Source organism: Pseudanabaena minima str. Chao 2107 (genome assembly GCF_051131155.1).
Lineage (GTDB): Bacteria > Cyanobacteriota > Cyanobacteriia > Pseudanabaenales > Pseudanabaenaceae > Pseudanabaena > Pseudanabaena minima.
In genome coordinates this window covers 2,409,769-2,431,742 of the sequence record NZ_CP159508.1, presented here as the reverse complement: position 1 = coordinate 2,431,742, position 21,974 = coordinate 2,409,769, and the positions used below count along the sequence as shown (strand labels likewise).

The 21,974-nt window shown below is 40.9% G+C and carries 19 protein-coding genes, 1 tRNA gene and 3 pseudogenes; 16 read left to right on the top strand and 7 right to left on the bottom strand.

Annotated elements, in window-relative coordinates:
• The first annotated feature begins 42 nt into the window (after positions 1-42).
• From ABM313_RS11060 to ABM313_RS11030, 7 genes and pseudogenes are all read left to right on the top strand, one after another.
• Entirely contained in the window at positions 43-459 is a 417-nt protein-coding gene (locus tag ABM313_RS11060; RefSeq protein WP_434687965.1) for a hypothetical protein, read from the top strand.
• A 214-nt stretch (positions 460-673) separates the two neighbouring features.
• Positions 674-856 carry a hypothetical protein gene (locus ABM313_RS11055; protein ID WP_434687963.1) on the top strand — a complete coding sequence of 61 codons (183 nt, stop codon included), beginning with the start codon at positions 674-676 and terminating at the stop codon, positions 854-856.
• Positions 856-1,890: a fatty acid desaturase gene (locus ABM313_RS11050; protein ID WP_434687961.1), complete on the top strand. Its 1,035-nt coding sequence runs from the start codon at positions 856-858 to the stop codon at positions 1,888-1,890. The genes ABM313_RS11055 and ABM313_RS11050 overlap by 1 nt, the downstream gene beginning before the upstream one ends.
• A gap of 161 nt (positions 1,891-2,051) precedes the next feature.
• Complete coding sequence (locus tag ABM313_RS11045) at positions 2,052-3,233, top strand: RtcB family protein (protein ID WP_434687959.1); 1,182 nt, start codon at positions 2,052-2,054, stop codon at positions 3,231-3,233.
• Positions 3,234-3,310: 77 nt separating this feature from the next.
• Positions 3,311-3,868: a hypothetical protein gene (locus ABM313_RS11040; RefSeq protein ID WP_434687957.1), complete on the top strand. Its 558-nt coding sequence runs from the start codon at positions 3,311-3,313 to the stop codon at positions 3,866-3,868.
• 50 nt (positions 3,869-3,918) lie between these two features.
• Positions 3,919-5,339: pseudogene (gene tnpC, locus ABM313_RS11035) on the top strand (IS66 family transposase).
• 128 nt (positions 5,340-5,467) lie between these two features.
• A complete protein-coding gene (locus ABM313_RS11030) occupies positions 5,468-5,665 on the top strand; it encodes a type II toxin-antitoxin system VapB15 family antitoxin (protein ID WP_434687955.1) in 198 nt (65 codons plus the stop codon).
• Positions 5,666-5,686: 21 nt separating this feature from the next.
• On the opposite strand, the pseudogene ABM313_RS11025 reads toward ABM313_RS11030, so the two are convergent.
• Positions 5,687-5,818, bottom strand: a pseudogene (locus tag ABM313_RS11025) (5'/3'-nucleotidase SurE); the annotation flags it as partial.
• 119 nt (positions 5,819-5,937) lie between these two features.
• Here ABM313_RS11025 and ABM313_RS11020 point away from each other — a divergent pair.
• Both ABM313_RS11020 and ABM313_RS11015 read left to right on the top strand, forming a co-directional pair.
• Positions 5,938-7,089 (top strand): annotated as a pseudogene (locus ABM313_RS11020) (transposase).
• A 39-nt stretch (positions 7,090-7,128) separates the two neighbouring features.
• A complete protein-coding gene (locus ABM313_RS11015) occupies positions 7,129-8,721 on the top strand; it encodes a reverse transcriptase domain-containing protein (protein ID WP_434687953.1) in 1,593 nt (530 codons plus the stop codon).
• Positions 8,722-8,811: 90 nt separating this feature from the next.
• Here ABM313_RS11015 and ABM313_RS11010 read toward each other — a convergent pair.
• Positions 8,812-8,893 (bottom strand) — tRNA-Leu (locus tag ABM313_RS11010).
• Positions 8,894-9,174: 281 nt separating this feature from the next.
• Here ABM313_RS11010 and ABM313_RS11005 point away from each other — a divergent pair.
• Complete coding sequence (locus tag ABM313_RS11005; protein ID WP_434687951.1) at positions 9,175-9,816, top strand: peroxiredoxin; 642 nt, start codon at positions 9,175-9,177, stop codon at positions 9,814-9,816.
• Positions 9,817-10,146: 330 nt separating this feature from the next.
• On the opposite strand, the gene ABM313_RS11000 is transcribed toward ABM313_RS11005, so the two are convergent.
• Complete coding sequence (locus tag ABM313_RS11000; protein ID WP_094535005.1) at positions 10,147-10,458, bottom strand: NIL domain-containing protein; 312 nt, start codon at positions 10,456-10,458, stop codon at positions 10,147-10,149.
• 129 nt (positions 10,459-10,587) lie between these two features.
• On the opposite strand from ABM313_RS11000, the gene ABM313_RS10995 reads away from it, so the two are divergent.
• The 3 genes from ABM313_RS10995 (at position 10,588) to psb28 (ending at position 12,348) form a co-directional block, all read left to right on the top strand.
• Positions 10,588-10,932, top strand: a complete 345-nt coding sequence (locus ABM313_RS10995; protein WP_434687948.1) for an MGMT family protein — start codon at positions 10,588-10,590, stop codon at positions 10,930-10,932.
• A 76-nt stretch (positions 10,933-11,008) separates the two neighbouring features.
• Positions 11,009-11,881, top strand: coding sequence for a formyltetrahydrofolate deformylase (gene purU / locus ABM313_RS10990; protein ID WP_434687947.1), 873 nt, complete (start codon positions 11,009-11,011; stop codon positions 11,879-11,881).
• A gap of 125 nt (positions 11,882-12,006) precedes the next feature.
• Positions 12,007-12,348, top strand: a complete 342-nt coding sequence (gene psb28, locus ABM313_RS10985; protein WP_434687945.1) for a photosystem II reaction center protein Psb28 — start codon at positions 12,007-12,009, stop codon at positions 12,346-12,348.
• 180 nt (positions 12,349-12,528) lie between these two features.
• Here the strand turns inward: psb28 and ABM313_RS10980 are convergent, their stop codons facing one another.
• Entirely contained in the window at positions 12,529-13,761 is a 1,233-nt protein-coding gene (locus ABM313_RS10980; RefSeq protein WP_434687943.1) for a dicarboxylate/amino acid:cation symporter, read from the bottom strand.
• A gap of 413 nt (positions 13,762-14,174) precedes the next feature.
• On the opposite strand from ABM313_RS10980, the gene ABM313_RS10975 reads away from it, so the two are divergent.
• Positions 14,175-14,996 (top strand): fumarylacetoacetate hydrolase family protein, encoded by an 822-nt coding sequence (locus tag ABM313_RS10975; RefSeq protein WP_434687941.1) that lies wholly within the window; start codon positions 14,175-14,177, stop codon positions 14,994-14,996.
• Between the two features lie 214 nt (positions 14,997-15,210).
• A complete protein-coding gene (locus tag ABM313_RS10970; protein WP_434687939.1) occupies positions 15,211-16,122 on the top strand; it encodes a COP23 domain-containing protein in 912 nt (303 codons plus the stop codon).
• Positions 16,123-16,161: 39 nt separating this feature from the next.
• On the opposite strand, the gene ABM313_RS10965 is transcribed toward ABM313_RS10970, so the two are convergent.
• The gene (locus ABM313_RS10965; protein ID WP_434687937.1) at positions 16,162-17,364 is read right to left on the bottom strand and encodes a phosphoglycerate kinase; all 1,203 of its coding nucleotides are present in this window, start codon (positions 17,362-17,364) and stop codon (positions 16,162-16,164) included.
• Between the two features lie 626 nt (positions 17,365-17,990).
• Between ABM313_RS10965 and ABM313_RS10960 the strand changes: the two genes are divergently transcribed.
• Positions 17,991-20,267 (top strand): DUF1796 family putative cysteine peptidase, encoded by a 2,277-nt coding sequence (locus ABM313_RS10960; RefSeq protein ID WP_434687935.1) that lies wholly within the window; start codon positions 17,991-17,993, stop codon positions 20,265-20,267.
• A 103-nt stretch (positions 20,268-20,370) separates the two neighbouring features.
• On the opposite strand, the gene ABM313_RS10955 is transcribed toward ABM313_RS10960, so the two are convergent.
• Positions 20,371-21,213 carry an Rpn family recombination-promoting nuclease/putative transposase gene (locus tag ABM313_RS10955; RefSeq protein WP_434687933.1) on the bottom strand — a complete coding sequence of 281 codons (843 nt, stop codon included), beginning with the start codon at positions 21,211-21,213 and terminating at the stop codon, positions 20,371-20,373.
• 249 nt (positions 21,214-21,462) lie between these two features.
• Positions 21,463-21,885 carry a DUF1348 family protein gene (locus ABM313_RS10950; protein ID WP_094535011.1) on the bottom strand — a complete coding sequence of 141 codons (423 nt, stop codon included), beginning with the start codon at positions 21,883-21,885 and terminating at the stop codon, positions 21,463-21,465.
• Positions 21,886-21,974: the final 89 nt, after the last annotated feature.

Here is a 21,974-nt window from a genome sequence, read left to right as displayed (position 1 = left end):
TATCAAACCTTAACGACTTTTTAGCCAGACTTCGAGTAAATTATGATTCAAATTTTTAATTTTCATGTTCTTCAAAGACTTGTTTTAGTTGTAGTCATGCTCTTTACCATTTTGATCGCACCCTATCAAGCGATCGCTGCTGAACGTCGTCCTGTGATCCCCGCTAATGGTCAACCAATTCTCAGTGGTAATATGCATGGCTCAGACTGGATTGCGGCTTCTAAAGATTCTAAGCAAGCCTATTGTGAAGAAGCCTTTGCCGCCTTTCGTGGCTCTGCGGCTCAAAGCTACATCATTAGCCATAATATTCAGAGCTTAAGTCCAGAAGGACTATGCGATCGCATGGATCAGTACTATAGCCTCGAAGAATATGCCGATGATCGGCTCGGATCAGCCGCCGCGATCGCGCCCATCCTCTTTGCTGATACCCCCCTTGGCACAAAATATGAAACTAAATAGGTCAAGGTGCAGTCTTACCTTTATAGCTAGGGAACAATAGGCTTAAGTCCCATTGTCTGTGCGCTAAGTGACAGTTAGTGAAATTCCGATCCGTATAATTACTCATTAGATATGTTTATGGGTATACAAAAATACACATGACATAAGCTAGAATCTGAGGCATAAATATTTTTGTGGTGTGATCGCAACGTTTTAAAAGCGTTTTAAAGGAAGTATGAGCAAACAAACTGAAGCCCTAACTAAAGAGATTTCTACATTGAACGTAACCGCTAAAAAGTTATATTCCGAAGAAGTTCAAGCCGAACTGGCGGAATTGCAATCTGATATCGATGTTCTTTTCCAGCAATTACAAAGCTTGAGCCGTCAACGCCTGACCGCAGTAGGGAGTGCTCAGTAGTGGTTGCCATACAAAACTCCTCACACACTCTTACCCCTGAGACCACCCTCCGCGACATCATCAAAACCATCCCTACTGAATACTTTGAGAAAAAACCTCTCAGAGCTTGGTTAAGTGTGTTGTTTTCCTTAACGACCGCCGCGCTTGGCTATGCCAGCATTGCTTTTTCTCCTTGGTATTTATTGCCATTCGCTTGGATTTTTACGGGTACGGCTCTAACTGGCTGGTTCGTAATTGGTCATGACTGTGGACATCGTTCCTTCTCCAATAAAATTTGGGTTAACGATCTTGTAGGACATATCGCTTTCCTACCATTGATTTTTCCTTTTCACGGTTGGCGCTTCAAGCATGATCACCATCATCTACATACCAATAAGATGGGCGAGGACAATGCTTGGTATCCTTTCACCGTTGAAGAATATGAAGATGGGAAAGGTTTAATTTCTGGGGTATATCGCCTAATCCGTACTCGCTTTTGGTGGATAGGTTCAATTATTCACTGGGCAAATTTGCATTTTGATGCCAGTCTTTATCCTGAGCGTCAGCGTGAGCAAGTTAAGTTTTCCTATCGTTTGGTTATCGTTTTTGCAGCGATCGCCTTTCCAGTTTTGATTTACACTACTGGTTTCTTAGGATTTATCAATTACTTTTTGATGCCTTGGTTGGTTTATCACTTTTGGATGAGTACATTCACGATTGTTCATCACACGATGCCAGATATCCAGTTTAAAGATAAGGATAAATGGCACGCTGCTACCGATCAGCTAACAGGAACTGTCCATTGCGACTATCCTGCTTGGGTAGAATGGCTATGTCACGATATTAATGTGCATGTGCCTCACCACGTTTCTACTGGTATTCCTTCGTATAACTTGCGTCTAGCGCACAAGTCTCTTGATGAGAATTGGGGACAGTATATGTATAAGACTAAGTTTTCTTGGGAATTGATGAAGGATATTGGCGATCGCTGCCATATCTATGATTCTGAGAAATGCTATAAAACCTTTGCTGAAGCTGATGCTAAATCAGTTTAGCTAGCATTAACTTTAATCCTAAAGAAAAGAGATGTTGCTTAGCAACATCTCTTTTTTATTTCAGGGAAGCGCAAAGCGCTGCCCTGAACTTTTGGGATTAATGCTATTGCGCGATTATGTTTCATATTGTAGTATGTATACTACAATATGAAATTAAGACTATGCCTTATCAACAGTTAAATATCTCCACACCCAAGCCTGTCTTGTCTTGGGCTGATCATGATCTAGGTTATGAAGAAACCAAAATGGCAAAAAATGTTGCCTCGTTGCCATTTGTGTTTAAGCATGTAGCGCTTATGCCTGACGTACATCTCGGTAAGGGCGCTCTCGTTGGTTCCGTGATTGCCACTAAAGAAGCGATCGTACCTGCAGCGGTAGGCGTAGACATTGGTTGCGGCATGGCAGCAATTAAAACTCCATTTTGCTACGAACAGCTAGAGGGTAAGCTTAAGCAAATTCGTCTAGAAATCGAAGCCGCAATTCCCGTAGGCTTTAATGACAATAAAGAAGTTGAAAAGCCAGTGCTGAATTGGCAAGGATGGCGAGAATTCCGCGAATTACATTCAGGAGTTCAACATCTAGAAGGTAAAGCGATGAAACAAATGGGTTCTCTAGGTGGAGGTAATCACTTCATAGAGGTTTGCATAGATACAGATAATCAGGTGTGGCTGATGCTGCATTCTGGTTCTCGAAATATTGGCAATATGCTTGCTCAAAGACATATCGATACAGCCAAAAATCTTGCACGGTTAGCGGAAAATTCTTTGCCTGATAAGGATCTTGCCTATTTTATTGCGGGTACTGCTGAATTCGCAGCTTATTGGCGAGATTTGCAATGGGCGCAGGAATATGCACGTTTCAATCGCGATGTCATGATGGCAAGATTTAAGAAGATCATCGAGAAGTTTGCTAGCGGCGGTAAGCCTGTGAAGCCTTTACTAACTGTAAACTGTCATCATAACTATGCAGAAAAAGAAACTCATTTCGGAGAAGATGTCTATGTCACTCGCAAAGGTGCAGTAAGGGCAAGAACTGAGGATTATGGTATTATCCCTGGCTCAATGGGAGCGAAGTCTTTCATTGTCAAAGGGAAAAGTAATGCTGAAAGTTATTGCTCTTGTTCTCATGGGGCTGGGCGCTTGTTATCGCGGAGTAAGGCGAAGGATCAATTCACTTTAGATGACCTAATTCAGCAAACTCAAGGCATTGAGTGTCGCAAGGATACAGGCATCATTGATGAGATTCCTGCGGCTTATAAACCAATTGAACAAGTGATGAATCAGCAATCTGATCTAGTAGAAGTAGTTGCGACTTTGAAGCAGATTGTCTGTGTAAAAGGTTGATTCAGTGTATAACCAAATAGGGGGCATTAGTAACATCCCCTACTATATTTTTTGATTGCTTTTGGAGAGAAAAAGATATGCCTAAGTTCAAGGGTTTTGTTCCATTAGGACTCATCATCATAGTTCTTATAGGAGCTTACTGGTTTAATCAACAACAGCAGTTAGAATCTTTTAAAAAACAAGTAGAATCAGTAAAAAATTCAATTGAGCCTAAAGATTACATTGCAATAAGACGTGACTCAATCACTTTACAAAACACACTAAATAGTTCTTTGTTTCAATTAGCTAGTGGTATATTTTTCTTTGTTACTGCATACACTGCATGGCAAAACTTAGTAATATTAGATAAAAAACAAATTGCTGAAAGATTTTCTAAAGCTGTTGATCAGCTAGGCAATGATAAATTAGGTGTTAGAGTTGGAGGGATCTTTGCGTTAGAACAAGTTGCTCAAATTTATCCAGAAGAACACTGGATAGTTATGGAACTTTTGGTGTCTTATATTAGAGATCAATCAATACAGGGTAAATCAGTATTTAAACCACAGGTTCAGGAAGAAGAAAATCAAACAGAAGAAGAGGATATTTACACAGTAACAAATGATATTCAAGCAGCATTAATCGTAATCTGTAGGTAAAGAATCAGGTAAGAAATTGACAAAAGAGTCAAAGTGGTTAAAGTAAAGGGATGAAAGAACCACCACAATATGAACGAGAAGCACTAGAAAACATGCCAGTAGGAGAACTGGTAGAAGTAATCGTGCGCCAACAAGAATGGGCACAGCAAATATATGAAGAAATAGAGAGCCTAAAAGCAGTCAACAACAGAAGTAGCAAAGACTCATCAAAACCGCCATCAAGCGACCTATTAAAACGGTCAGAGAAAAAAGTCGAAGAAATAGCAGAAGAGGAGGGTAAGAAAAAAGTAGGAGGACAATTCGGACATAAAGGAAAAACGAGAAAAGGATTTAATCGAGTAGATCGCTTTGAGACGCTCTCGCCCGAAGGCTGTCCAAATTGCGGAGGACAAGCATGGACAGAGATAGGAGTCAGCATCAGACAAACAGCAAGATTGGTAGAACAACCAATTGAAATCGTTGAATATCAGCAACAGGAATGTCAATGTAAGCACTGTGGCGCAGTGGTGTGGGGAGAATTGCCTAAAGATGTGATTGGCGAACAAGACCTAGAAGCAAGCCTACAAGGGATGTTGGTATGGTTAGGGAATTATGGACATATGAGTTATAAAAAACAGCAAGAATGGCTAAAAGAGATGGGACTAGTCGAAATCGGACTAGGAACCATCGCCGCCACCAATGAGCGAGTAGCAGACAGTATTGAAGCAAAAGTGGAAGAGCTAGCAGATTGGATTAAAGACCAACCCCAAGTTCAAGTCGATGAAACACCGTGGCTCGTCAAAGGCGTAAAAGAATGGCTATGGTCATTCAGTGGTGAAGGTTATGCGCTATATCGTGGTGCAGATACTCGTAGTCGTGCCGAACTAGAGTCAATGTTGGGAGAAAGCTATGATGGCGTATTGTGTAGTGACGACTATAGTGTGTATAACGGTTACGCCGTTGAGCGACAACAGAAATGTCTGGCTCACCTAAGACGACACTTTAAAGCACTACTTAAATTAACCCTTAAATCTCAACAAGAAATTGGGCGTATATTCATTAGGCTGATTGATGAAGCATTTGAACATCATGCGCGACTTGGCAAAAAAATCGTGATACTCGACCATATTTTAACTGGGCGATTGATTTTAAAAAACGAGTCAGCCAAGCTATCTCGGATTGGATGCCCAAAGTTGGCTATGCCGCAGGTAATTTATTAAAGTCCCTCAAGAAGAAATCGGCTCAATGGTGGTATTTCCTTGAAAATCCTCATGTCCCTCCTGACAATAATCGTGCCGAGCGTAATCTCAGACTTGCTGTTACCAAACGCAAAGTTTGTGGTGGCTCCCGTTCTATGGATGGTTTTCGCAATACCGCCGCTTTATTGACGGTTATTCAAACTTGTAAAGCTCAAGGTAAATCTGTCATTGATTTTTTCCGTCAAGCTTTAATTGATCCTTCTTCCATCTCTCTCATCCCTATTCTTACCTGAATTCTTACAAACTATATATATTGGTTCTTTGGGAAATTTTGAAAAAACAAAACTAGATAAAACTATATTTATTGGGTCTCTTGGAAAAACTGATTTTCGTGGTTCAAACTATCAAGAAGCAAACTTTAATGGTGCTGATACTTCACTATGCCCAAATTTCTCAATGTAATGTAGAAGAAAAAATCAACTTATTAAAATTGCTCAAAGAAGACATATTTTCTCTTAGATTCAAGAAGTTTTTGAATTCAGTTCAAACTGATGAACTTAGTTTAGAAGATATTACTAATGAAGTTGAAGCAGTAAGACAGGCAAATTACCATGCGTGATATTTAACGATCGCAACTTAGCTAAACACCCATTTGTGTAACGGCAATTTTGCCAGAGAAACAGACATCGACATCGGTATTGGGAGCGCGATCGCGAAGATTGTAACGACCTGCATAAGTTACGCGATCGCCATCGACTTTAAACCCCAATGGCCTTATTGGTGCAGAAAAGTCTGGAAAAGGTTGCTAGGCATAAAGTCTCAAAATGGGACAAGAGGGATAAAAGGGGCAATAGATGAGATACTCAAGTTCCTCAACAAAAGATCTTATCCATGCCCCAGCTATATCTTCAGCTACAAGAACAACTGAGTCAATGGCTCAAGCCAAAAGATAAGCGACATCTGCAAGGATTTGCGGAGGCAGTAGCCGCAATATTGCAATCAGGAAAAGCCAGCCTGAGCCATTGGTTGGCCTATTTGAGCCATAGAGAGTGCCAAGCCAGAAGTCAGATGGAAAGACTAAGCTACTTCGTTCATAATCCACATATCATCGCGGAGACATTCTATAACCCATTAGTGAAGAACTTTCTCCAAGGATTTGCAGGAGAATCATTGGAACTGGCTTTGGACACAAGTATGCTGTGGGATAAATTCTGTCTTATAGAAGTATGTATGATTTGGGGAGGAAGGTCGATTACGCTCGCTCAATTAGTCATAGAACATGGAAGCGCTACAGTTGGCTTTGAAGATTATCGCCCCGTATTAGAACAAGTAATCACCTTATTGCCGCCAGAAAGCAAGGTGACCTTACTTGCCGACCGAGGCTTTGAACATGGAGAATTAATCCGATGGTTACAGTAAAATCAATGGTCTTGGGCAATTCGCGGCAAGTCCGATCTGTTAGTGACTTTGCCGACAGGTACAACCAAGCGCGTCGAACAACTGATACCTCCCGCAGAGCAAGCTTATCTAGTTCCCAATGTCACTGTACTTGGTGATGTTAATTGTCACTTAGTGACGGCTAACCTAGACATGGCTAATGGTTCATGGGCTGTCCTTACCGATATTCCCCCTTCATTACAGACTTTTGCTCTCTATGGCAAACGCTTTGGTGGCATTGAACCTCATTTTAAGGATTACAAGTCGGCGGCTTTTAATGTGCTTAGCTCTCATCTCCGTGATGCTCAAGCTCTTACCTGTTTGTTTATGCTCCTTGCCACTGCTTCCTTGCTTGCGGTGATTCTTGGATTGATGTTGGTGCGTTTGGGGCAAAGGGCTTCCATTGATTGGCACGATCATCGCGGATTGAGTTTTCTGCAACTCGGTCTCCGTCAGATTCACACCCTTCTTTATCAACAAAAAACTCTTCCTATTTTGCAGCTTTTTCCTAGAACCAATCCTCCTCCCTCCTGTGCTTCTATTGCCAAACGCAAAAAGTTAGATTTTCGTATCGAATTTGCTCGTGTTACTATTGTCTCATCTTGAGACTCGCTTGAGTTTTCTGCACCACTAAGCTGTTTCTATATGACAAAAGCACGAGACAGCGCTAGAAATTATGCTAACGGTGCAATTCTTCGTCTAGATATTGAATCGTTTTACACAAAAATTATCCAGAGTAAAATTTGTGATGAGGTCGCTAGAGAACTATCTGTTAGCCAACGAGTAAGTTGGCTAATTCGATTACTCCTATCTAAAGAAATTGATGAACATGCATTGGGGCAAGGTATAACACAAGGAAGTATTGGATCAAGCTTTTATGCAAATCTCTATTTGACTGCTATTGATGCAAAATTCGGAGTTGGGAATCCATGGGGAGTTGAGTTTCATCGCTATGTAGATGACATGATTCTCGTTATTCCAAATCCAGCAGACATTGAAGAGATTGAGAATGCTCTTAAAGAAGAACTGCAAAAAATAGGGCTAAACCTTAATGAGCAGAAAACAGAAAAGATTTATGAAGTATCTTCATTTTTAAAACAGGTTGATGAGGATGAATGCTTAGAAAAATTAAGTAAGCGTTTTGATAGTATTGTAAATCCTCTCTGGATATTGGATTCAGAACATCGTGCTTTTTTTGCCAGCTCGTATCATAATGATGAACTTTGGTGGCACAACATTAAATGCTATCAGCAATGTTTAAGAGCAATAAGAATTTATATAGATAAGCCAGAACTCAGCCGTAAGGTATTTAAGTACCTGTTTAACTCGAAAAGCCGAGATAAAGAGTTAGCGAAACAGAAAGAAGTTTTGGGAATAGACGGTGAACTTAAGTCTACGAAACCACCAAATAGTGACTCTTTTGAAATGTTTATGCAATGGGCGGCTTCTTTTACTAGTTCTAACAATGTTTGGAATAAGAATAGAAATGACCTATGTAGAGAGTTAGTGAACCTATTCCAAAATAGTTGGCTAGAGCTTCGTAAACCAGATATTAGTTCATCAGAGATTCGTAAGTTTCAAAGATATATTCGCTTTGCACTTTTCAGGTTGTCTGTTTTGGGTCTCAATGACATTATTCTGCCTCTCATAGAAATTTTGCGCGAAGCATTCTGGATTATTCGCGATCCGATTAATGTATTAGAAAGTCTCGCACGACAAGGATACCTTGCTGAAATTAGAGGTTTGCTTGTGTATTATCAGAACCTTGCCCAACCTGTTGAATATCTTAAAGCAATCACAATAAGGGCAGTGCGCTTTTTACCTAATATTGATGCTCAAGAATGGGAGATAATAGTTGAATTCTCTACAATCTCAGATGGTTCAATCAGTATCGCTGAAAGACTTATGGCAACTGAGACTTGGCTGTATTTGGGGCATAAGTATAATGACTTTAAGCAAAGCCGTCATATGGAGTCAGTGAAAAAGGCTCTCCGATGGGAGCCATCTCCGCCAAGTAGATTAGAAAAAAACTATCTCCTTATTTTGGGGCAGTTTGAACCTAATGCTGTACAAGAGTTCTCTGTTAACGTAAACGACCCTATGCTAGTAGATGCAAGAGATCTAGCTCTTCAAGGTGACCCCTCTGCCATATTCGACTTACCAGAACTTAAAATCCTTCGAGAAAATTATTACAGCGGTCAGAGTCCAACAGATACTGGAGGCGATGGATCGCCATAATGAAATTAAGATCTGGTAATGCTGAATCTTAATAAACCAAATAAAAAACGCCAACCTAAATTGGTTGACGTTTTTTAGCTGTGGCTTTTATGCGGAACGGGGGACTTGAACCCCCAAGTCTTTCAACACATGTACCTGAAACATGCGCGTCTACCAATTCCGCCAGTTCCGCGATTAGTATTTTTGAGATTTTGCTATTATTTGTTAGCTTTTAGCTAACGAGTTTAAATAGCATAAGCATCTAACTGGCAGTTATTAAGTTTCCTGTAAAGATTGCACAATGTCAATAATCAAAACTGATAAATTAGAGATAGTGCAAAGCACTATCTCTAATTTATCAGTTTTATGTCATAATCTACAGTAAAGCGATGGGAATACCGCCCTATAGGGCTAGCGATTTTTCCAGTAATCTTGTATCTTAGATTTGTAACAAAGAAGACTAACTTTAAAACTATGACACTGCGTTTAGGCGATACCGTACCCGATTTTACTCAAGACTCCACTGAAGGCGTGATCAACTTCCATGAGTGGATCGGCGATAGCTGGGCAATTCTATTTTCTCACCCCAAAGATTTCACCCCTGTTTGCACCACCGAACTTGGAACCGTAGCTAAGCTCAAGCCAGAATTTGATAAGCGCAATATCAAGGCGATCGCTTTGAGTGTCGATGGCGTTGAATCCCACAAAGGATGGGTTGGCGATATCGAAGAAACTCAAGGTGCTACCCTTAACTACCCAATTTTGGCTGATGAAGATAAAAAAGTGTCAGAACTTTATGACATGATTCACCCTAACTCGGCAACAGGTAATACCTTAACTGTGCGATCGGTTTTTATCATTGACTCCAACAAAAAACTGCGCCTTAGCTTGACCTATCCTGCTAGCACAGGTCGCAACTTTGATGAAATTCTACGTGTAATTGATTCATTGCAATTGACCGACAACTACAGTGTTGCAACACCCGCCAACTGGAAAGATGGCGATGATTGCGTAATTGTCCCTTCAATTTCTAATGAAGAAGCCAAGACTAAGTTCCCTAAAGGCTTTAACCCTATTAAGCCTTACTTACGTCTAACTCCTCAGCCTAACAAGTAAATTACAGCAATTACTGATCAAACGAACCACAAGAGATTACTTGAAAGTGTTGCTTTGCAACACTTTCAAGTAATCTCTTGGTTTAGGTTGGATCGTAAACTACTGCAGTATAGCGGTTGTTATTTTGCTTAAGGTAAAATGACAACTTGAAACCCTTTCTGGGATTGCTTTTAGGTTATTTAATGAGTGTGTTGTACTCATTAGGTAACCACCATACCAAAAAGAAATGTGGTGCAGTGCGCCACATTTCTTTTTGGTATAAATAAAAATTTCTATTTAATTGGTTATTAAGAGAAAGCTTGCTAAGCAGGCTTTCTCTTTTCTAAGTGTTTACCAGCTTTCGTCTTCGACAGCCGTTTTATCCCAAATTTCTAAATCTAGCTCTTCTAGATAAATAATTCCACTTTGAATTTGTTGAGTTGTTCCAGTTAGTTCTAACGTGAACCAGCCATCATCTTCTGGACTTTCGCCTAGAAGTGCGGCAATAATAGTCACGATTAAACCGTGTTCACAAGAGAGGCGAGAAATTATAGGCTCTCCATAGCAGCTTCTCGGAACACGCATAGCTATGCGTGTCGTCGTTCGGCGCTTTTCCTCTAAATTTACGGTAGCTCTGGAATCGATGCATTCCGCCGCTAGCATTGAAGTATCTCCAGTGCAAATGTCTTAGTGTTTTGACATTTACCATAGTAGCTAAAGTTTTACGGAAATGGAAGTGATTCAAGTCACCAAATCTGTAAAGAGTATAAATTTACACTATAGCCAATAGCCATGAGTAGTAATACCACAACTTATAATCGTATTTATGAAATTGTGCGGCAAATCCCCAAAGGGTTTGTGGCTACCTACGGACAAGTTGCTGAACTTTCAAATTTGGCTGGAAAAGCACGTTTAGTGGGATATGCACTCTATCGCGTTGATATGCAAACTTCAGATATCCCTTGGCAGCATGTGGTCAATGCGAAGGGGGAGATTTCACTTTCGCCGTTGCGCTTTGGGTCAGCCTATTTGCAGCGATCGCTACTGGAAAGTGAAGGAATTAGCTTTAATGATGCAGGTAAGATTGATCTGCGAAAATATCTATGGCAACCACATAAATCCCAAATTTTCGATTAAAAGGGTTGCAAAGCAACCCTTTTAATCGAAAATTTGGGATTTGCATATTATTTTAGGGCAAAGTACGACGAACATTATGACTACTGCAACTTTACTTGTTTCCTGTCCTGACCAAAAAGGGTTAGTGGCAAAAATTTCGGACTGGGTATTTTCCCATGGGGGGAATATTCTCCATGCGGATCAACATGCTGATAGTACGGCGGGACTGTTTTTGATGCGTGTTGAGTGGGATCTAGAGAATTTCGATTTAGCGAGGTCAGAAATTAATCCGACCTTTGAGAAATTAGCAACTGAAATTAATGCTAAATGGAGTATTCAATTTTCTGATTACGTGCGTCGGATTGCTATTTTTGTCTCGAAGCAGGATCATTGCTTATATGATTTGATTTTACGTCAGCGATCGCATGAACTCTCAGCCACGATCCCTGTGGTAATTAGCAATCATCCAGATTTAGAAAAAGTTGCCCATAATTTTGGGATTAATTATCATCACATGGCGATCGCGCCAGAAAATAAGTTAGAGCAAGAAAAACAGCAACTTGCTTTACTCAAACAATACAAAATAGATTTAGTCGTTCTCGCTAAGTATATGCAAGTTTTGAGTCCAGACTTTCTCTCTCAATTCTCGCAAGTTATTAATATTCACCATTCATTTTTGCCAGCCTTTGCAGGTGCAAATCCCTATCATCGCGCCTATAAGCGTGGTGTAAAAATTATCGGTGCAACGGCTCATTATGTGACTGAAGAATTAGATGAAGGTCCAATTATTGAACAGGATGTCATTCGAGTTTCGCATCGTGATTCGGTTACTGATCTGATTCGTAAAGGTAAAGATTTAGAGCGGATTGTCCTTGCTAGAGCGGTCAGACAACATTTACAAAACCGCGTATTAGTTTATGGGCAATCGGCAAGCTCAGGCTTAGGGTTGCGAACTGTAGTATTTGATTAACACCCATTAACAGCAAAGGTATAGCTTTGCTGTTAATGGGTGTTAATTTTGAGTTATGTTAATACAAATATGCTTTTAAAAAAGTCTTATTCAAAGTTTAAAGTTTTAGATCAAGGTTTTAAAAAATGACAGCAAAAATACAGTTGGCACTCGGTATTGACGAAGAAGCCACCGATGTAAAAATTACGCGCTCTAAGGATGGAGATACGAGTGTTGCGGTGTTTATCTTTGATTCACCTAAATGCATGAGTGGCGAGAATGCTAACAATAATGAGATATTGGGAATGTATATGATTGATGAAGAAGGCGAAATGGTGACGCGCAATGTCAACGCCAAATTCATCAATGGCAAATCGGCAGGGATTGAAGCAATTCATAAAATTGAAGGCGAGCGTGACTGGGAGCGATTTCTGAGATTTATGAATCGTTATGCTGAGTCTAATGGGATGAGTTTAAATAAAGCCTAAATTAAGGTTTTATTGATGATGAACTACTTACAGAACTACTATGAGATTTTTAAAAGCGTTGCTAAGCAACGCTTTTAAAAATCTTCTGGGGGTTAGACTTGAGCGTAAAGTGCTGTAATGTTTAGTGATCGCTACAGTATAAATGCTGAATAGAAAATTCTGCTGAGCAGAGTTTTCTATTCAGCTAGCAGGTATTTGTTCTACTTCAGATATTTGTTCTACTTCCCAATGACTGAGAATAATAGCGTTAACACTATTACCAATAATATTGACAACAGTTTTAAAGCCATCAGTAAGCCGATCAATTCCTGCAACTAAAGCGATCGCTTCTAAAGGTAAACCTGAAGCTGAAAGAACAGTTGCCATCGTGATCAGAGCCGAGCCAGGGACTCCAGGGGTACTAAAGGAAACCAACAAACTACTAACGGCGATCGCGGTTAATAGGGAAGGCGTTAAAGGGACTTGATAAATTTGAGCTACAAATAAGGCGTTAAATCCTTGTAAAATCGCTGCTCCATCACGCTTGAGTGCAGTACCTAGGGGAATTGCAAAACTGGCAATTTCTTCGCGCAAACCATAATTCTCTTGAATATTTTGTAATACTACTGGCAATGCTGCATTAGAACTAGCGGTTCCAAATGCTAGGGCGATCGCTTCCGAAAGACTACGTAGAAATCTTAAAGGATCAGCTTTGAGGATAAACAGAACCAGCATATCTAAACAAATCATGATCGAAGAAGCAATCACTAAACCCAAAACATAGAGAAATAATTTAGCAACTAGTTCTAGTCCTTGAGTGGCGATCGTAGAACTCATGAGGGCAAATACACCCAAAGGAGCGACATACAAAATTATGGATAAAGTCTTTTCGCTAATGTGATAGATACTTTCTATTAATTCTACAAAGGGGTTTGCTTTCTCTTTAGCAAGTTGCACGCCTATGCCTAGTAGAACTGCCGAAAAAATGATTTGTAATAGATTGCCAGTACTGAGAGCTTCTAATGGATTGACAGGAATTAAGCTAACTAACCAAGATATAAGAGAAGGAGCTTCCGTAATTCTAATATTCTCAGAAACAGAGAAGCCTGTTACCCCACTACCAGGCTGCAAAAAATAAGCTGTTCCCATGCCCACACAAAGTGCTATTGAGCTAGTAATCAAGTAACTAGTCATTAACTTGACTGCATATCTGCCAACTTGTCCTGCTCCTTGAATTCGGGTTAATCCCATGATTAAAGAAGAAAAAACAATGGGAACGACCACAAACTGAATCAGCCTTAAAAAGGATTCCCCAACTGGAGCTAAAAAACTTTGATTAATTAGTTCAATATACTGAGGGAAAGCTGTATTTAATAGAGTTCCAAAAGCAACTCCAACTGCAAGTGAAACTAAGATAAATGTAGATAGATTCATATTCCAATTTACTAATGTAAAAACTGCTGAGTAACTAAGCATAACTAACCCTAAAACCGAGAATCCTACCTCGCTCGCTTAGTGCGGGCGTGGCAGGATCTGGCTTGGATTTTTAATTATGATGAGCTACTGATAGACAACTTACGGTTATATATCTCAAACTAACTTAGTAAGACCACCAAGAAAGTCCAAAATGAACTGCGATCGCGGGTTACTCTTAACTTAGTTCACCGTAAAGCAAGGAACAGATTATTGATGGCGCGACTTTGCCGCGCCATCAATAATCTGATTTCAGAACCCTTAGAAAACATCTCTAATGAGCTACTGCGCCTTCTTAGGTTTATGATGGTGATTGCTATATAATCAAGTCTGCTAGGTTGCCCCTCTTAATATTTAGATACAAATAAGATGCTATGGCGGATCGTTATGTTCGCGTGAAAACTTCCCAAGGGGAAGCCTGTTACGGGCTGTTAGAGTTGAATCAATCTATAAAGCTACTCAATACAGCACCTTGGCTGGGAGGGGAGCCAAATGGGGAATTACTTGCGCCAGATACTTATCAACTTTTAGCTCCCTGTGAGCCGAGCAAGATTGTTGCTGTAGGTAAAAACTATTCCGCTCATGCTGCGGAAATGGGTGGAGAAGTACCAAAAGAGCCAATTATATTTTTAAAGCCGACTACTACAATTATTGCGCCTGAGGCAGAAATAGCTTTACCACCACAGTCTAAGCGAGTGGAATATGAAGGTGAGCTAGCTTTAGTGATTGGCTCTAGGTGTTTTAATCTCACACCCAAACAGGCGATCGCTGCGATTTGGGGCTATACGATCGCTAACGATGTGACGGCAAGGGATCTTCAAAGAAGCGATAGTCAATGGACTAGGGGTAAGGGTTTTGATACTTTCTGTCCCCTGGGACCTTGGATTGTGCGTGAAATCAGTCCTACCGCTATGTTGCAAACCTTTGTAAATGACACTAAAAAGCCTTTTCAATCTGCATCAATTGAAGAGATGGTGTTTTCACCAGATTACATCGTGTCCTACATTAGCCAAATTATGACTTTACTCCCTGGAGATATCATTCTTACGGGTACGCCTGAAGGTGTTGGTCCGATGCAAGAAGGCGATCGCGTTTATATCGAAATTGAGGGCATCGGCAAACTGCAAAACACAGTAATTTTGCGATCGCCTTTACCGTCTGACGAAGAAATTGAAGAAAGCGAAATTGATGACTAAATAAAAAAGGCGTTGCATGGCAACGCCTTTTTTATTTTAACAACGAGGGTAAATACCCCGCCGCTCTGCGGCGTTAGTACATTCTAGTAAAAAAGAATTTGATACCCCGTCCGCTTGCGGCGGGGTGATTCATTTTTGGTGGGAACATATTTTTTGAACATGAGGTCATGCAACTATAGAAAGATCTAAGGATCTATAGTTAAAATCAGTAAAAGTGACGCGCAATCTCATAGGCGATCCACGCAAGAGTCACAAAATATATCTGGGGGGAGGCTTTGCTCTGTTTACTAATCCTCACACACCTGCTAATCCTATGAAATACTCAACCCAAAATTTACCAGAATTGTTGAGAAAGCAATTTGTCTGCTTATCAGCGATCGCCCTTAGTTTACCTTTAGTTGCAAGTCCTAGTTTCGCGCAGATTATTCCTGTCGAGACTAGCACTAGCTCAAATCCCTCAACGCTTCCCTCCGAAAATCCTAACGACAAAGCTGCCAATCCCACTGATAACAAAACGGCTCGTTTTAGCTGTCAATCTCGTGATGGTCAGTATATTGTCGTTTATCAACCCAAAAGCCAACCCCAAAAATATTTCCCTTGGGCTGCTCCGAGTCTCATGGGCGATGGTTGGTCACCTGAACGGCGTTGTAATGAAATTAGTCGGCGGTTGGAGTCATATCGTCCCGATGGTTTGTTAGAAATGCGAACCAGTACTGAAAATGGCTATAACGTGATCTGTGCCACTACTGATAAAAATCCAGCTTGTCGCATTGTGCTGACCGTTCCTAATGGTCAAGATCCAATTGCTACTCGCGATCAGGTTTTTGGCAATCTTGCCACTGCTGATAGTGGTCAACAAACCACGGCTGTGAATACTTATCGCGGACGCGATCGCACTTTAAATGACATCAGCGGCGATCTTGGTTTAGGTATTGATCTCACAGGAATTAATGGTGTCCTTGGCTCGGTGCTATCCCCAAGTCGCACGGTATCCAATGTACGTAGTGGCAATTTGTATTTGAAGCCCTTCCTCGATCCTAGTGATGGTGGCACTGGTGCAAGTTTAAACAAGAGCGGCTTTACTGGCAGTAGTGGTCGAAAACTCAATCCCGATAATTTCCGTTAAAAAAGAAGCGGCGCTTAGCGCCGCTTCTTTTTTTGTTTATTAAGCTTCGTTCAAAGCTGCGATACCAGGCAAAATTTTGCCTTCGAGCAGTTCTAAGCTTGCACCACCACCAGTGGAGATGTGGCTCATCTTGTCAGCAACACCAACCTTCTCAACCGCAGCTACAGAGTCACCGCCGCCGATAATGGTAATTGTGCCAGTGGCTGTGAGATCAGCAAGAGTATGCGCGATCGCCTCAGTACCAACCGCAAACTTATCAAACTCAAACACACCCATAGGTCCATTCCAGATTGCAGATTTGCATTCAGCAAGCGCAGCTTGGAACACTTTCACAGAGTCAGGACCAATATCCAAGCCCATCCAACCATCGGGAATATTGTCAATGCTCACGGTTTGGGAATTAGCATCAGGCTTGAAGTTATCAGCTACAACTACATCCGTAGGCAACAAGAACTTGACTCCACGATCTGCTGCTTTCTTTTCGAGGGCGCGAGCCAAATCTAGCTTATCTTCCTCAACCAAAGACTTGCCAACACTTAAGCCGCGAGCTTTGTAGAAGGTGAAGATCATGCCGCCGCCGAGCAGTAACACATCAACTTTGTCCAGCAAAGTTTCGATAACGCCGATCTTGCTAGAAACCTTAGAGCCACCAACGATCGCCGCTAGAGGACGTTGAGGATTGTCGATCGCACCACTGAGATACTGCAATTCTTTATCCAACAAGAAGCCAGCCACTGAGGTGCTGAGGTATTTGGTCACGCCTTCCGTCGAAGCATGGGCACGGTGAGCAGTACCAAAAGCGTCATTTACGTAAATATCAGCTAAAGATGCTAGTTTTTTAGCAAATTCGGGATCGTTCTTTTCTTCTTCAGGATAAAAACGCACGTTTTCCAACAAAGCGACATCGCCATTGTTGAGAGCATTAACTTGAGCTGCGACCGCATCACCAATGCAGTCATCGGTCTTAACTACAGGTTTGCCGAGTAACTCTGATAAACGCACTGCTACAGGGTTGAGGCGGAGGCTTTCGGTAACGCCCTTAGGTCTACCAAAGTGACTGGTGAGGATTACGCGAGCACCAGCTTCGGTAAGGTATTTAATAGTTGGTAATGCGGCTCGAATACGGGTATCGTCGGTAATTTTGCCAGTTTCGTCTTGAGGAACGTTAAAATCAACTCTTACTAAAACTTTTTTGCCTGCCAATTCCGCCGCAGTCAAACTTGCAAGACTTTTCTTCGCCATAAATTTTTATACTCGTAGTATATAAAGTTGCTTTTTTACAATGTCTTAATAATTTTACAGAATTCCGTCCAGTTTAAACCCCAAAAAAATAAGAGGCTATGCAAAGCCTTGTCTATACCCAAGAAGTGAGGAGCGGCGCGAAGCGCCGCTCCTCACTTCTTGGGTTTTATGTCCTAAGCAAAACTTGCTTTGCTATAGTTGTCATTTAATTTTGGCGAATCAATAACGATATTTCTGGAATAAGTAGCTAGGCATAATTTATTACCAAGCAAAACCCATAAAGTTTCGCCCCGCAGGGGCAAAACTTTATGGGTTTTGGTAATTTATTTTGCATAGGTACTTAATATTTCTGGATAATTAGCTGTAGTTTCTAAAACAGACTTAAAACCTAATGAATGATAGTTTCTAAAACAGTTCAAACCTGATGTGATCGCCAAAAATACTAATGGTTGTTAAAGCTATAGCATGTCTTATTAAGACATACAGCAATTATCGAACCGAACTACAACAGATTTTTTGAAAGCGTTACAAAGCAATGCTTTCAAAAAATCTATTAGTTTGGGTTTGAGCGCAAAGCGTTATAGCTAGGCAGAACTGACTCCTCCCTATCCACAGAAGACATCTCTATGTATCGATTTCAGGTAAAAGCTCCCACTCAAAGTGGGGAAATGATTGGTATCGTCGGTTCGATTCCTCAATTGGGATCATGGGACATTAAAAAATATTTACCTTTGCGTACATCAGGCGATCGCTACCCAATTTGGTGGGTAGATGTAACAATTGATCCCTTAACCTTGCCTGATCCTGAAGCAAAAATCGAATATAAATATGTACGAGTTGCTGCCAATGGTAAACCTGTATGGGAATATGAAAATGATTCTAATCGATGGGTTCCCATTGAGCTAGAACACATGAATTCCCCAACTTCGACAATTATTGTTGATGACAATGCTTTTGGTTATATTCCCGCCTTACCCTATGGATATTTGGAAAAGGCGATCGCCTCAGAACCAGATGGAAAATCAGCAATACACTCACAAGATGGACTCAAAGTCTTAGTCATCGGTAGTTCTGTGGCGATGGGATGCAGTGCTTGGTTGCTCAGGGGTTGGGCAAGTCAACTAGGACAAGCTTTGCAAGAAAAATATGGGCATCATTTAGTCAATCGATCGCAATTGGGCGCAAATGTCACCAGCACGATTGAACGCTTCGCTTCAGTTGTTGCGCCTGAAAAACCAGATGTAGTCATTATTGCTCTTTCCTTAGGAAATGAAGGGCTAGCCTATTGTCGTCCTCATGATCGCCGAGCGGTACAGCGTCGCTTTGAGAGTGGTCTCCTCCAATTGATCAAGATGACTCAAGATTTAGGTGCTTTACCTATTATTGGTGGTCTATATCCGCATGGAGACTACAACCCCGAACATAATTGGCTGCTACGCGATACTTACCATCGTATGTTGAAGTGGGGAGTTCCTATTCTCGATTGGTTGGATGTGTTGGACAATGGTTATGGAGGCTGGAAGTCTGGCATATCTTTAGATGTGGCTCATCCCAATACCAAAGGACATGAGCTAATGTTTCAAGCGATTAATCTCGACATTTTCCAGATTGCTCGCGTTCAGCGATCGCAAGCACAAAGACTAATAATGCATTCTAGTAAAACATCCGAGATTTCTATTTATGAGGATAAATATGGATTTCAAGTGTTTGCTAACCCTGATGCTCAGACCTTAAGAATTATCAATAAGTCTGAATATACTTACAATATCACTCCTACTTGGAAGGAATTACAAGAAGCACTGAAGCGCAAAGCTGGCTTAACCTTCGGCACATCATATGTCTCTAAAAATGATGAGTTAGGCTTAGTTCCATTGCTTTCAGTTGGGTTTAATGGATCAATTGAGAATACAGTTAAAATTCCGATTGGAGTCGATCTTCAATATTGCTCTGCCCTCAAGTTTTTTGCTCCTCAAAACGCAGAAATTCTTTACTATGATGGACATCTAGGTATTCTCAAGGAAGGCGATCGCACAATTCGGATTATCAATGAGTCTGATGAAGAATATAACATTCATCCGATGTGGAAAGAAATTCGGTCTGCTCTAGCAGCCATGCCTGCAGGAGTTTATCACGATCCAGCTAATCCAGAAGCACCATTTCGGACGATGATGATTGGCGAACAGGGTTTAGAGAGTCGAGTCAAAGCACCAGTCAAATCGACAATGTTGCTCAAATACAAATGTAAACTATCAGAAATTAATCGCATTGCCATTTTGCCATTAGGCGATCGCTGTGCTGCGAGAATGCTCCTGTACAAAATGGAATATGATGGACCTGCATTTCCCTTTGACTTAGCGCGATCAACTAACCTTGGTGATGTGACGGATCTAGTAGTCAATGACTTCAAAGATCTATGGAATCCTGCTTATTTGCACTACAACCCTACCGATCGCCGCATTTATCATTCTAAATGGTCTGGATTATCTTTTGGACATGAAGTTGAAGATACTGATGATCCTGCGAATAATATGCAGCCGATTCATGAAAGAATGCGTGTTCGCTATTCGGCGCGGGCAAAGAGGTTTTTATACACTTTGGATCATTGCGATGAAGTTTTATTTGTGCGTACTGGTGTAACTAATCGCGACTATGTACTAGACCTGATTGAGAAGCTAACAATTAAATGCATGGGCAAACCATTCCGTGTGTTGCTTATTTCTAAGCAAACATCTGATGAGTTTGCGAATATTCCCAATCTACTTCATTATGATCTCCACTTCAGTCCCGACTGGATGTATGACAACCAAGAATATTGGATGGAATGTACTAAAACCATGAAGGAGATTCTCGAATCTCTTGGCATATCTAGTCAAAATCTATTCTGGTGTCCACCAAATCCTTAAACGAAAAAGCCGCGCTCATCGCGGCTTTACAGAAAAAATCTAGTGGTAATTCAGAAATTGTCCGTGATGAGGTCAACTTTTAGTTCACCAGATTACTCTGCCATTAAGATTTTGGCGATCGCTTTGTTTTTGCTGATTTCAGAGGCTTGGGATGTTTTACAGAAATTTTTTGTAACTTTTGGACTTGTTTGAGGGTTAGTCCTGTAAATTGGGCAATTAATTCTAAGGAAATGTTGGAACGAATCATGTTTATGGCGATTTGGTTTCTTTCTTCAGTTTTGCCTTTGGCTTCGCCTTTGGCTATACCTTTAGCTTCACCCTCAAGCAAGATTTCTTGATAAATAACTGATTCTTTCATGATTTCGCTCCTCAAAAGTCTTTGGATGATTTCTTTATTCAGGGCTATACCTGATATTATAGCTGTCGATGCGGCTACGTTGCTCTGTACTTGTTTATCGCTAATTTGTTCGATTTGCTTGGCTACTTGTCTTAAGGTTTCTTCAGGGTCATCGGTTTGTGAGAGTGTGGCAAAGGGGAGTAGTCCTTGGTATTGCTGAAATATTTCTGTGGGCTGTTCCCAAAGCCTGATGACGTTAAATTGATGGCTTAGTCCGCCAAGGTTAAATGTGGTTTCGTAAACAAGGTTTGATTCGCTGGGTGTGAGATATATCACGACTTGATAGATTTCCCTGTCTGGAAATTGTCGATGCAATCTCAACAGGTAATCAGTCATGCGGAAGGGGATGTTTTTGTTTGGGTCGGTCTGAAACTCTATGTGGAGGATCTTTCTTAATGATTTTAGTAATATCACTGAATCAGCCCGAATTGGTTCGACGGAGAGTTCCGATGGTTCGAGTTTGGTAAACGCAATGGGTTCTCCTAACAGCCAACTGGCAAAGTCGGTGGGGAAAGTTTCTGCTAAGAATTTACAAATGTTGTCGATCATTGCGGGATTTTATCATCCTCATAGATATTTGAGAATGACTCAATCCATAGCTTATAAGATCGCTCACAAGCTTGAGAAAATAGCTTGTTTGTTTAGATGGATATCTCTGGAATAATAGAATAGGTTCTAAATAGATTTACTTGGTGCATTTCATTTCATGAACGCACCCTACGTTACTTTTAAAAGCATTGCGAAGCAATGCTTTTAAAAGTTTTCTTGGTTTAGGTTTGAGCGCAAAGCGCTGTAAATTTAACGTTCCCAGCGAAACTTGCGATCGCTTTCTTGGATCGCAAGATCGTTAATGCTAGCAAAGCGGCGCATCATCAAGCCATTTTCTGCGAATTCCCAATTTTCATTGCCGTAGGCACGATACCAGTTACCAGCTTCGTCATGATATTCATACTCAAATCGTACTGCAATGCGATTGTCCATAAAGCACCAAAGTTCTTTTCTCAATCGATAGTCAAGTTCTTTTGCCCATTTACGTTTGAGAAATTCTCTAATCTCATCGCGTCCATTTACAAATTCATTACGATTGCGCCATTCAGAATCTTCGGTATAGGCAAGGGCTACGCGCTCGGGATCGCGAGTATTCCAAGCATTTTCCGCAGCTTGGATTTTGGCTTTGGCAGTTTCTAGGGTAAATGGAGGAAGAGGTGGTTTAGTTTCCATGATTTTTAAGATTTAGATGATAGTTAATTTACAACGCTTTGTACTTAAAGCCAAACCAAGAGAATTTTTAAAAGCATTGCTTTGCAATG